Origin of the sequence: Corynebacterium sp. LaCa117 (assembly GCF_046717765.1) — a bacterium.
GTDB classification, from domain to species: domain Bacteria; phylum Actinomycetota; class Actinomycetes; order Mycobacteriales; family Mycobacteriaceae; genus Corynebacterium; species Corynebacterium kefirresidentii.
In genome coordinates this window covers 669,200-681,122 of sequence record NZ_CP177102.1, presented here as the reverse complement: position 1 = coordinate 681,122, position 11,923 = coordinate 669,200, and the positions used below count along the sequence as shown (strand labels likewise).

The following is an 11,923-nucleotide window of genomic DNA, read 5'->3' as shown; positions in this document are numbered from 1 at the left end:
CCCTAGGGATGAATTATTTTTGCACCCCGGCCGCATCGCGCATGGCCTTCGTCTGCGCGGACGGATGCTCGTTTTCGGTGGCCAAGCGCTCAAACGCCACGGCCGCCAGCGCCGCGGACTGCATTCCCAGCACCGAGTCATCGAAACGCATCATCGGAGAGTGGTTCCACTCGCGCTCATTTTCGGGCTTGTCTGGATTGGCCGTGCCCATCCACATAAACGTGCCCGGCACTTGCGCGAGGACGTAGCCGAAGTCTTCGGAGGCCATCATCGGGGCATCGAATGGCTGGACGTTTTCGGTGCCAAACATCTGGCTCCACAAGGTAGCAGCGAACTGATTTTCCCGCGGATTCGTCTTGGTGGTGGGGTACAAGACCTCGAAATCCACCTGTGCGGTGCACCGGTGCGAAGCAGCGACGGAGCTGGAGACCTCCGTGATCATCTGCCGCACGGCGTCGATCTTCTCATCGCGCAGCACGCGCACCGTCGCACCCAAGGCCGCGCGTTCCGGAATGGCGTTATACGCGCCATCGCCCGCCCACAGGTTGGTCACGGTAATAACGATGGGCTCGAGCGCATCGAAGCGGCGGGTCAGCGCGGTCTGCAGCGACATTTGGATCTCCGCCAGCGCCGCCACCGGGTCAATAGCATCGTGCGGGCGGGAGCCGTGCCCGCCCTTGCCCAGCACCGTAATGGTCAGGTTGGACGAGCTAGCCATCATCGGGCCGGGCACATAGTGGAACGTGCCGCGGTCCTGCGGGCCAACGTGGAGGCCGTAGGCGGCAATGGGACGTCGGCCAGCGGCGTCAAGCACGCCTTCCTCAATCATCGGCAGCGCGCCGCCTGGCCCCTCCTCGCCGGGCTGGAACATAAAGGTGACATCGCCGTGCAGCTCCTCGCGATGCTCGCACAGAATCCGCGCTGCGCCCACCAGTCCGGCGGTATGCAGATCGTGGCCGCAGGCGTGCATATACCCATTCGTCGAGGCAAACGGGCTGCCGGTCTGCTCGCGTACCTCGAGGGCGTCCATGTCCGCGCGCAAAAGCACCGACACCGGCCGCTCGCCGCGCTGGCCGCCGCGCAACACGGCCACCACTGAGCTCAGATCCTGGCCCACGTGAATCTCCAGAGGCAGGCCTTCGAGCGCTTCCAAGACCTTTTTTTGCGTGCGCGGCAGATCCAGGCCGATTTCGGGGTTGCGGTGCAGATCGCGGCGGAAGTTCTGCAGTTCCTCGAGCATCTCCTCGCCCATTTCCTGGAAGACCTCGGTGGCCATCTGCTCGCCAATGCGCGCCCGAGTAACCGGCAGGGGCGGCAGCTGCTGGGCCTGGCGTGGGGCTGCCAGGCGTCCGGGGGTGGTGGGACGGATTCGCTTGGTCGGGTCAGTCATGGGGAGCTCCTTTTCTCGCTTTCGCATTCGAGGGTACCGCAGGTTATCCACAGGCTGCCGGGTGGGTTCGGGGTTGGTGTGACGGGAGAGGCGAGTTATCCACAGGCTGGCTCGGGTGGGCTACCCCGGTCTTGCGGGGTGTCTTATGCTCACGGGCATGACCCGCTTGCAGGACTACGCCCGCCAACTTGCCTCGCCGATGGAGCTTCTCGGCGAGGTCTCCGGCGTGCGCGAGGCGGATCTGCGTCGGCTGGGCCTGCCCCGGCAGGAAGCCCGTAGCCTGCTCGCGCTTGCCGACGTCTACTTTGGCCCCACCTCCTTCACCCGCCGGCAGCGCTCGTGCCGGGCCACCACGCATTGCCTGGCCACGTTGAAACTCATTGAAAAGTACGTCTCCCGCACCAAATCCAAGCGGGATGCGTGGGCGCTGCGCGCTGAATTATGCGCGACCGACCAGGATGTGGAGCATCTTGCCCGCACGCGGTTGAAGGAAATGTATCCGCCGCGGCAGCCCAAGAAAGTGCATTAGGGAACATCACGGATTATAACAGGGTCCAACACTGTTAAATAATGCATAGCATTCCTATCCTGCATAAACATCGCGTCACCGGCACAAATGCTATTTACGACGGTTTTAGGCTAAATCTTATGGTTTCAGGTCATTACCCAGAATGTAACAGGGTACCTAAATGTCATATAAAAACATAGCGCACGCAGCCTCTATAAGCCCTTGCGCACTCCCTCATAGTCTGGTTATATTGAAAGTGCAGCAAAGAAATAAAGTACCCGTAATCGAGTGCATAAACTCGGACCTGTATTTATAATATGCATTTTGTTTTTGAGTCCAGTACCGGACGTAATTCTTAAAGGATTTTTTATGACCACTCAATTGAAAGAGAGGGAGCGCAGAACATTAGCGAAGGCTAATGATGATGTACGCGCTTATGTAGACGAAGTTGTACGCCGCGCCCCGCGCTTTAGCGCTAAGCAACTTGACAGTGTCACCGAGGCCCTCAATGCCAAGGAGGTCCGTAATGGATAACGAGATTCTGTCTTCTATCTATGTCACCAATGGTGTTGATACGGACAAGGTCCTCGACACCCTAGCGGAACTTGAAGACGTGAAGAAGTCTAAGTCTTCGACAAAGACCAAGTCTTCAAAGACCGCAGCGGTTGACCACACCCGGTCTCCTCCTCTTCTTCGCCCAACGTCGATTCTTGTTAACGCCGCCGCCCTTCAACTAGTAGACGAAGAGGGCTTTTGCGATAAATCAGCCGAGGATATGTCTCAGGAGATACTGACGCGTATTCATGCTGTCTACGCGGAAAAGATACTTGACCATCGTGACAAGCACGAGCAAGAGCGCGACGGAATGGACTTCATTATGTGGCGCGTAACACAAAATCTAGAGTTGCAGGACCTAGACGAGCTGATAGATAAAGCACTCGCCATAGGAGATGCGACTACTACCCGAAGTGAGAACTACTAATCGAAAGGATATTCATACATCATGTTCACCCTTAACCAAAAGACCAAAGAGGCGAAAGTTACCTACTGTGAAGTTGATGGTGTCAAGGTAGAGACCGAATCTAGTAACCCAGAATACAACGAGCTCATAAAAGACCTCGCCAAAACCACGCCGGACATTTTCCCGCACATTGTGGGGTGCAAAATGACTGCCCGTTATGTTGCCCACCGCGTAGAAAATTTGGGAATTGTCGTAGCCACCGGCATCGAGTACCTCCATCCCTCTACGACGAACATAAACGTGGTCATAGCCCCCGTAGAAGATAACAGGGTATCTATCATCATCACCCGAGACTTGAACTGGGGCAACAAACTAGATGCTGAAACCTGAAGTGTCCCAGGTTTTGTTCCGTCTGAGTAGATGGGAAAATCTGGAATATGCCAAGAAAATTTGACCAGGATGCGAAGGACCGTGTGGTCCGTCTTGTAGAGGACCGTATCTTGGCGGAAAATATGTCGATGCAAGCCGCGTGCAAGGCAGTAGCTCCAAAGTTGGGGGTTTCATGGCACACGGCTCGTCAGTGGACCCAGCAGGCCCGTCGTGCGGGAAGCATCCCAGAACCTGTGCCTGAAGACTTGGCCGCGGAAAACGCGAGGCTACGCCGTGAAAATCAAGAGCTACGCGACACCAATGAGCTACTGAAGGCTGCCTCGGCTTTTTTCGCGTCGGAACTCGACCCAAAACGTCGGAAATGATCCGGTTCATCGATGAGTATCGGGATCGTTTCTCCATCGAGTTCATTTGCGAGACGTTAAACACCCACCGTGTTGGCGGTTTCATCACGTCCCGTGGATACCGCCAATCAAAAGCCCGTGGTATGAGTGCCCGCAGTCTTCGTGACGCTGCTCTAGTCGCGCACATCGCCGAGGTCCATGAAGAAAATTTTGGCGTCTACGGCATCCGTAAGATGTGGCATACTCTGCGCCGTGAAGGAATCGACATTGGCCGTGAGCAGACCGCACGCCTGATGCGTCTTGCTGGAGTCAGAGGCAAAGGTAAAGGTAAGTCTCCTATTACTACCCGCAAGCCGAAGGGACCAGATCTGCGTCCTGATTTAGTTAATCGCAAGTTCAACGCCCCGGCACCGGCCCGATTGTGGGTGGCCGATATTACTTATGTGCGCACTAGAAAAGGATTCGTGTACACCGCTTTTGTTACCGACGTGTTCTCCCGAAGGATCGTCGGGTGGGCACTATCTGATTCAATGCGTACCGAGGCGCTGCCGCTGCAGGCGCTTAATCAGGCGATTGTCAGCGCGAAGGAAACAACGGGGCTGATTCATCATTCAGATCATGGCTCACAGTACGTCAGCATTGTCTACAACGAACGGCTGGCTGAGTATGGAATTGCTGCCTCTACCGGGACAGTAGGAGATTCCTATGACAATGCTTTGGCCGAAAACGTCAACGGTTCCTACAAAAATGAGCTGATTCATCGGCGGTCGTGGGACAGCGTGGTTGACGTGGAGATCGCGACGTTTGAATGGGTTAATTGGTGGAACGAGGTACGGCTTCACCAAAGTCTCGGCTATCGCACGCCAGCTGAGGTTGAGTCAGAGTTTTGGGAAACCAACCCGGCCCAAGAAATAATGGAAATCAAGGCAAATGCCTAGGAACAAAACCCGGGACACTTCAGTCCCACCCCGGTGGCACTCTTGTCACCTCGTGGTGGGTCAAAAAAATAAACCACCCGTAGGTGGCTTTGAGGGACTGACCTCGCTTGGTCAGTATCTAGTCGCTGTATGGTAAAAAAAATGAACCCCGCTACTGCATAAGCAGCAACGGGGGTCTTGAGTGTTAGAAATTGCGATAGATAAATACTCCACCCTCGCGGGCGTCGGTAGCGGTGACGGTGTAATCGTAAGCTAGGTCACTCACCCAGGAGTCCCAGTCAAAGTAGGTCCGTAACGGAGAGTCGGGGTCAGTATCCTCCATCAATCCAGTGTCTTCGGCGAGATTTAGCGCGTACTCATAAAAGCTCGGCCACCATCCGCAGAACTGTTCTTCAAAAGTGGCAACATCGGGGACGTTGTCCATATCTTCAACAACAACACCATCTTCAGCCCAGCGACAAAAGGCGGGCCATAGTGTGTAGCCGATCTGCTCATATGCAGCAGTCCATGCTTCAACGTTTACCGGCTCAATTGAATAGCCTTCTGGCACACCATAGGAACGGAATATTATCGCGCCCCTACACCTATCTGTCATGGGATATCCATTCCACTCATGCACGTCTTTAGCGGTCGGAACACCTTCCCATTCAGATACTTTAATAAATCGCCCTTTGTCGATACCGTCGACGGTGTAGCAGTGCTCGCACATGACAAGCGCGCCAGGCTCGCGCTCTAGAACTGTATCGGGTGCTTCTCGTTGGGTGAACATGTTCGGTCCTCCTTGTTAGTGACTGACTTGCCACCACTAACTCCGCACCGGGTCGCTACCCGGTGTGAGGACATAAAAAATACCCCTGCACTCACCGCTCTCTACTAGATGACACTTGATTTCTCCATCCAACAAATGGGGAACAGTTCATTCCCTGGTAGGGGACGGAAGTTGGTAGCGGGGGCTGGATTCGAACCTACGACCTCTGGGTTCTCACCCTCATGTTCGAGCCACCTGCAGTTATTGCCCTTTTAACTGCTGTTTAGAGAGGTATCAGTATACTGGCGCCTACTGGTCTTTACCGCGGATTACCGACTCTTAAGTCCCGTTTTGAGTCCCACTTTCTTCACCGAGATTCAAGGCGCCCCGCATAGCGTCTACATCAGTCCAATCCGTGTAGTTGCGCGCGTTCACGTCGACGTCATGCCCGAAGTAGGCTGCACGCACCTGGGCGGGTACCCCTCGCGCGATGGCCCGGTTATTGAGCACCGTGCGCCAGTCATGGGATCTCATTAAAGCGATGTGGTTGTCCTGGAGCTGCGCGCCAACATCTTTAAACAGAGCCGCTGACGCTTTCACGGCGTTGTCGGTGCGCCAGTGCGCCTTCTTGTCTCCTGGCGAAGGGATCAGTGGATCGGTCGTTTCTAGTCCGTCGAGCCGGTTTAACCAGAACTTTTCGACACGCTTGTCCAGGAACGGGATAGAACGGCCTCTGTGCGTTTTGGATTGCTCAGATGTAATGCTGATAGCGATCTGCCCATTAGCGACTTTTACAGAATGCCTCGTCGCTGCCAGTGCCTCGGAGATGCGAAGTCCCGTCCCCGCTTGTAGTAGTGCCAGCGCGACCACGTTGTCATGTTTTGCGATGGAGCTTGCTCGTCTGTCCGTGCCCGGTGGTAACGGTCTGGCGGTATCGCGTGCAATGAGATGGTCTACAACGGCGTCGTATTGGGCGTTCGTCAGGGCGTGACCACCTTGTGGTTTATTGCCCTTCTTGACCTCGCCGAGGTCGATGCTGATTCCGCGTAACGGGTTGTGGTCGATAACACCCTCGCGGATGAGCTGATCCAGAATGTACTTGCTCACGACGGTGCGGGCCTGCCGTGCAGATTCCGACCCGTTTGCGGTGGCGATGGCCTGCAATGCGTGTTCGAGAGTTCGGAATTTCACAGCTTCGCCAATGGCGTGTTTTCCTAGCTGTGCTTCGGCCTGCTTTAATGCGAGCTCATACCGGGCGCGCGTGTTCGGTCGCAGACGTGCCGCCCGGATGGCCGGCTTAGAGACGTCGGTAATGAACGCCGAGAAGTTCTTGCTCTTATCCCAATTGGTCGACGTCGAGTTGAGCTTGCTGTCCCGCTTCTCGACGGCAATTCGCCGGAATTCCCCCTTTGTCCTTGCCCGGATTGTCGGGCGGTAAGTCGTTCCGTCCCATAGTCGGACCGTGATTTTCGCTTCGTATGGACCTCGCGGCGGTAAAGCATCAACGACGCGGTCGATGGAATCTTCCCCAAGGCTTAGTTTCGTTCTGGCGGCACGTATTTGCTTGGACATACACACCACTATAGACCCACTTTTGCAATAGGTTCGAATTTGTTATCATTGCTGGTATGGATCCTTCAGAACGTCTTCCAATTTGGTCTACCGATGACGTCGCGCGCAGACGCCAGGAAGTGTTGTGCACGTTGGTTGACGATAATCACCCGCTTTATGTTGACGCTCGCGAATTGTTCACTCCCCCACTTTCCCGCGAGGAGGTCACACAGCTCTTGCTTACCGCCCTTGAAACCTACTGTGAAATCCGCGCGGTAGCTCGTGAACTAAGGTATCTGGACCCCATTGTGAAAAATGATACGAAAGGTCGTCAGAAGCGACACCCGCGTCTGCACGCTGTCCGCAAACACCTCCAGGCACGACTCGAGTTTCTGGAGAACGAAGCTGATCGAACGTTGCCGTTCACCTTTTATCGGCCTAACGCAGGACGACGCTTCGCCGCAGGTGAAGGACTGACGATGGATCTTATCGACCCTGTACCGGACAGTGTCGTGGCTACGATGTTTCCGCCGGTCTTTGATTTTCCCTCACAAGTAGGCTAAAATATAATCAGCCGTACCTGCGACGGTTGGCCACCGAGGCACCGGGTAGAATAAGAGCCCAAGGTTTGCAACTCGGATATGCAGGCCCCCAAAGCGGATAACCGCTAGGCCGGGGCCCTTTCAGCATGTCTGGAGCAAACCTTGAAAGGCGTTTCTAATTTAAAACTGGTCGATCATGCCGAGCCTATTGCGGTTAAAAGTTCGGTAGCGGCATCCCTGATCGGAATTGCCCCTCAAACTCTCAACAACTGGCGTGTTCAGGGCAAAGGGCCCAAATACGCCAGCGTGGGTGCCAACCTCGTCGTCTACAGAATCGCTGATATTGAGGCGTGGCTAGATGAGCATGTTGTCGGTGGTGAGAAGCCATGACGACAGCGAACGAGGCGTGGAGCATAGAGATCTCCCCCAAGGACGCGCCCGACACGGTGCGTCACGAGCATGAACTCATCGAGCTTGGCGTGAATGGCACCGAGTGGCAGTCACGCCTCGTCGACACTTCCGTCGACGTTCCTGGGCGTTCTGCCCCGTCGTACTTCACTGTTTTGGTACGTCGTGAACCTCGATCTGTGGCTAAGGTCTCCGAGACCTTAGCCACGATTTCGGGCTGTTCTGCGGACGTTCCTGCTGGTCAAGACCCTAATGTCAATTCAGGCCAAAAACCCCTAGGGGAGAGGCAGAATGGCCGGACCGGAGAGTCCGGCCATCGTGACTCCGGCCACCGTGACTCCGCAGCAGCAGCAGCGGTGGAAGCCGCTGCGGTTGCAGGGGTTGATGCCGGTGTCGATGTTAAGAGTTTCGGCCAGCTACCAACTGTGAGGTCGATGGGTAGTGGCGGTCGCCGGGCTCAAGTGATCGGGTTTGATACTGAGTTCACCTACCGCGAAGATGACCCCGCTAAGCGCGTCATCGATAGCTATCAGTTCGCCTGTACTGATGCTCTCGATGATGGTGTTCTCGTACAGGTGGTCGTGTTGCCTCTGGCGGGTGATCGCATCTACCTTGAGGATGCTCTCTACATCGTCAGTCTTGCAGCCGGTCTGCATGTCCTGTCACCCTCTCGGGAGCCTATCGATCCTCGTGGCGTGCTCGTCCGCGATGTAAGGAAACTCAACCCTCTGGGGAAATTTGACTACTCCGCCACGCGAGATGCGGCGTTCAAGGCTCGCATTGCCGTCGTCCTGGCGTGTCATTTCGGCAACGCCGATCTGACCGCTTTTCGCCGCCCTCCCGAGCAGCGCAATGGTGGGGAAAAACATTATGACATCCTCCGTCGTGTGACCTCTGCTTCGGGGGGCTTAGTTTCGCTGCAACCTGCCCGCTTCATGCGCAAGTCTGGCAAAGGCTCCAACAGCTATCGCTGGTTACCGTTCTCTGTGACCGTTCGTGACACGATGTGTCAGGCTGCACCCGGTCATAAGAGTCTCGCTGCTCTTGGCGATGTTTGCGGTGTTCCCAAGCTTGATGTTGGTTCCTCAATCGAGAATATGACCTCAATGCGTCGTGACGATCTGACGACGTTCCTCGAATATGGGGTGAATGACGCGGTCATCGTTGTTGAGTATCTGGCGATGCTGTGGGGTCTCAACATCGTTCCGCCTGTCACCCTTTCGGGTGCGGGTGCCAGTGCTGTCCGCGACGGAATCATGCGTTACATGGGCGACAAGGTGGTGAAGGACTTCCTCATCAACTTTCGTGGTCTCGTGCGGTTGACGGACCCTGAACCGTTTTTAGACCATGACCATCTTTCGTATTACACCACACGAGAGTTGGTACCCGTGGACGGCGATGCCAATCAATCCCACACTGCGTGGAAAATGGCGTTTCACGGTGGCTGGAACAGTTGTCTGTCTCCTGGTCATCATCCTTACCCGACCTTCGATCACGATATTCAATCTGCGTATCCATCTGCGATGGCATCGGTGATTGATGTGGATTATGTGGGCGGTTGTATCGAGGAGGTTGTGAAGGACCGGGTACTTACGCTGGACGACTTTCCGTTAGGTCCCATTACCCCGTTGGTTGCCTACGTGAGTTGGAAGTTCCCGGATGATGTTGTTGCGCCTTGCTTGCCGGTGGTCGTCGGTGACTGCGTGTTGTATCCACGAACGTCTGCCGGTGCTGGAGCCGCGCAAGGTGACGATGTTGGGGGGTACGACGGGTTTCATGGTGCTTGGTGCGCTGGGCCTGAGTTGTACCTTGCGTTGAAGCTGGGGGCGACGGTGCGTGTTCAGATTGGCTATCGCATGAGGTTGCGTATGCATTCTGGTAGTACTCCGTCCCGATCACTGCGCTTCGCCCTCCGACAGATGGTTGAAGATCGTGCGACTGCGAAGAAGATCTTCGGCAAGGGGTCGCTGGAAGAGCAGACTGTCAAAGTTGCGACAAACTCGGTCTACGGGAAGCTGGCTCAGGACGTCTCCGAGCGTAACGGGTGGGGTGCATGGGCTGAGGAGATGGAGTCTATTGGTGGGTCGTCCGTAACCTCTCCCTATCACGCGTCGATGACAACGTCGCTTGTTCGCGCTCTCCTTCTGGCGATGGCCAATACGATTCCGATTCTGTCTGTCACGACTGACGGCTTCATCACGCCTGTTGAAGAGATTGAGCACTTTGATTGCTTTGGCATCGCGAATGTGTTCCGTGCCGCCCGTCGTGCGTTGGTAGGTGATCCGACGGTCTGGGAGATCAAGCACTACCAGGACGATCTAGTGAATTTCTCGACGCGTGGCAATGTGTCCTTACTGGAACACGGTGTGCTCGCTAAGGCTGGGTTGAAAGTTCCTGAGGAGGTTGAACGTGGGACCGTCGCGGAGCGTCGCTGGTTTCGCGATACCGCTCTTTCACTCCTGGGAAAGATACCTAACCCCTACACGTCTTTCCCAACATTTCGGGAGTTGTCGCGGTCCGTAAACCGGTTGGACTTCCACCCGGTGGATCGCACGCCTGAGGTCTCAACGGTGGACTTTGACCTAAAACGGCAGCCTCTACGTGGCACGCTCCGGGTTGATGTGATTGACGGCAACGAAATGGCGGGGTTCGACACTTGCGCGTGGGACTCAGTCGACGACTATAAACATGCACGTGGGATCGCTGGTCACATGCAGTTGGTTCGGTATGGGACCACAGGTGTTGACCGTCCTACTGGGTGTCTGCGCACGGGTCATGATTGGGAGACCTGGTTTAAGCGTTTTGAGTCTGCTCGGGGTCGTCGTATCCGTACGGCTGACAGTGCCCTACTCACCGAACTCGTTGCCGCGCATAAGGCTGGTCTTGTCGTCGTTGACCGTTTGGCTGTTCGCGTTTCCGTGGCTCAGAAGGTGGGTTGGTTGTCCTCTTTGGGGATGGGTGAATTCACCCGGGCGCAGTGGGATCACATGAGCAAGAAGGTTCGGCGTTCGACGGTGCTATGCGATGCCGATATGGATGCTGTTCGTGCCTTTGCCGATGAGCTGAATCGCGGTGATGGCTATGTCTAGCACCCCTCCCCCTAGTCGGTTTGGTATGAAGCTTTCTCGCGGCCCTCCTATAGGCACTTTTATCGTCACAGAGACGCTAACCATGCAAGCAACAGCACCCCAGCTAAGTCTTGAACCATCGGGTGCTTAGACCGAGTTCCCGATGGCACCAATACACCGCAACCCAAGATAAGGAGGAAGGCATGGAGCCACAATCGCCCCGAGCACCACGGATGCCGAGCGCTCCCCGAGCGCCGCGCAGTGGAGCTAAAACAGGCGCGGAAATGGAGGAGAGCAGGTACGCAGCGGAGGAGTCTGCGAAGGGGCTTATCGCCGGTTTGGTTGGTCTAGACCGCGCCGATATTATCCGTCGTTCCAACCGAGTCCAGGAGATTATCGACGATTTCGCCAAGCACGCACCGAAGGAAGAAGTGACTTTGGAGCAGCTTAGAGCGGAGAGGGAAAGGACCCAAGTCGAAATTGATCGGCTGGAGCAAGCTCTTGATGAACGCGATAGAAAAGAGCGCGAAAAGGAGCGTGAGCGCGTTCAGTCTCAGCTGGAAACGCAGAAGCAAGGTGGCAACACGCCGGTGGAAAAGCTTCGTGTTGTCCGGGTTAAAGACCCTCGATTTGCCTCTCTTTTCCAGAATGAACCAGAAGCAAAAGACACCAGTAAAGGATGGGAACCAGAACTATGATTACGAAGTCTCAGACCGCTTCGTCGGTAAAAAAGATTGAAGCTCTCCGCCAGGAGCGGGAGCAAAAAGAAGCCGAAGAAGCCAAGAAGGTTGAGGAGTTTAAGCGTCAATTAGGCGAAGTTCTCTACGCCTGCGCTTATGAGCCTTCAAGCAAGTGGTCCAAATTTCGCGGCGGTTCCGTAAGGGAACTGTTCGCAGAAATCGGTATACGGGAGGCCCCCTCCCGTGAAGCGTCCGAGGGACACGAGGGCGCACCTCGCGGGGCGGACGAAGGAGCCGATGAAGGCTTCAAAGTCGATTCCGAGGACTCTACAGAGTCAGAGGAATACCCCGCAGGCCCGAAGCACGCGGGCCAGAATGGCCCGCAAGCGTAGGGC

The 11,923-nt window shown here is 55.8% G+C and carries 13 protein-coding genes; 10 read left to right on the top strand and 3 right to left on the bottom strand.

The window, feature by feature from the left end; translation table 11 throughout:
• Positions 1 to 13: 13 nt before the first annotated feature.
• A complete protein-coding gene (locus ACLI1L_RS03445) occupies positions 14 to 1,390 on the bottom strand; it encodes a M20 family metallopeptidase (RefSeq protein WP_086588301.1) in 1,377 nt (458 codons plus the stop codon).
• 157 nt (positions 1,391 to 1,547) lie between these two features.
• Between ACLI1L_RS03445 and ACLI1L_RS03440 the strand changes: the two genes are divergently transcribed.
• The 5 genes from ACLI1L_RS03440 to ACLI1L_RS03420 all read left to right on the top strand — a co-directional run bounded on the left by ACLI1L_RS03440 (position 1,548) and on the right by ACLI1L_RS03420 (position 4,531).
• Entirely contained in the window at positions 1,548 to 1,919 is a 372-nt protein-coding gene (locus ACLI1L_RS03440; protein WP_411708046.1) for a hypothetical protein, read from the top strand.
• A gap of 348 nt (positions 1,920 to 2,267) precedes the next feature.
• The gene (locus ACLI1L_RS03435) at positions 2,268 to 2,432 is read left to right on the top strand and encodes a hypothetical protein (protein WP_269945725.1); all 165 of its coding nucleotides are present in this window, start codon (positions 2,268 to 2,270) and stop codon (positions 2,430 to 2,432) included.
• Positions 2,425 to 2,880: a hypothetical protein gene (locus ACLI1L_RS03430; protein WP_316327763.1), complete on the top strand. Its 456-nt coding sequence runs from the start codon at positions 2,425 to 2,427 to the stop codon at positions 2,878 to 2,880. Before ACLI1L_RS03435 ends, ACLI1L_RS03430 begins: the two co-directional genes overlap by 8 nt.
• 21 nt (positions 2,881 to 2,901) lie before the next feature.
• Positions 2,902 to 3,249 (top strand): hypothetical protein, encoded by a 348-nt coding sequence (locus ACLI1L_RS03425; RefSeq protein WP_411708045.1) that lies wholly within the window; start codon positions 2,902 to 2,904, stop codon positions 3,247 to 3,249.
• A 47-nt stretch (positions 3,250 to 3,296) separates the two neighbouring features.
• A protein-coding gene (locus ACLI1L_RS03420; protein ID WP_167315507.1) for an IS3 family transposase occupies positions 3,297 to 4,531 on the top strand; the annotation gives its coding sequence in 2 pieces (ribosomal slippage) (positions 3,297 to 3,585 and positions 3,585 to 4,531; 1,236 coding nt in all).
• Between the two features lie 184 nt (positions 4,532 to 4,715).
• Here ACLI1L_RS03420 and ACLI1L_RS03415 read toward each other — a convergent pair.
• Positions 4,716 to 5,300: an antirestriction protein ArdA gene (locus tag ACLI1L_RS03415; RefSeq protein ID WP_316327760.1), complete on the bottom strand. Its 585-nt coding sequence runs from the start codon at positions 5,298 to 5,300 to the stop codon at positions 4,716 to 4,718.
• Positions 5,301 to 5,618: 318 nt separating this feature from the next.
• Complete coding sequence (locus ACLI1L_RS03410; protein ID WP_408918512.1) at positions 5,619 to 6,851, bottom strand: tyrosine-type recombinase/integrase; 1,233 nt, start codon at positions 6,849 to 6,851, stop codon at positions 5,619 to 5,621.
• A 56-nt stretch (positions 6,852 to 6,907) separates the two neighbouring features.
• On the opposite strand from ACLI1L_RS03410, the gene ACLI1L_RS03405 reads away from it, so the two are divergent.
• The 5 genes from ACLI1L_RS03405 to ACLI1L_RS03385 all read left to right on the top strand — a co-directional run bounded on the left by ACLI1L_RS03405 (position 6,908) and on the right by ACLI1L_RS03385 (position 11,920).
• Positions 6,908 to 7,393, top strand: a complete 486-nt coding sequence (locus ACLI1L_RS03405) for a hypothetical protein (protein WP_141759381.1) — start codon at positions 6,908 to 6,910, stop codon at positions 7,391 to 7,393.
• A 141-nt stretch (positions 7,394 to 7,534) separates the two neighbouring features.
• Complete coding sequence (locus tag ACLI1L_RS03400) at positions 7,535 to 7,762, top strand: helix-turn-helix transcriptional regulator (protein ID WP_061925845.1); 228 nt, start codon at positions 7,535 to 7,537, stop codon at positions 7,760 to 7,762.
• Positions 7,759 to 10,869, top strand: a complete 3,111-nt coding sequence (locus tag ACLI1L_RS03395) for a hypothetical protein (protein WP_411708044.1) — start codon at positions 7,759 to 7,761, stop codon at positions 10,867 to 10,869. Before ACLI1L_RS03400 ends, ACLI1L_RS03395 begins: the two co-directional genes overlap by 4 nt.
• 182 nt (positions 10,870 to 11,051) lie before the next feature.
• Positions 11,052 to 11,546: a hypothetical protein gene (locus tag ACLI1L_RS03390; RefSeq protein ID WP_411708043.1), complete on the top strand. Its 495-nt coding sequence runs from the start codon at positions 11,052 to 11,054 to the stop codon at positions 11,544 to 11,546.
• Positions 11,543 to 11,920 carry a hypothetical protein gene (locus ACLI1L_RS03385; RefSeq protein WP_411708042.1) on the top strand — a complete coding sequence of 126 codons (378 nt, stop codon included), beginning with the start codon at positions 11,543 to 11,545 and terminating at the stop codon, positions 11,918 to 11,920. Before ACLI1L_RS03390 ends, ACLI1L_RS03385 begins: the two co-directional genes overlap by 4 nt.
• The last annotated feature ends 3 nt before the right edge of the window (positions 11,921 to 11,923 follow it).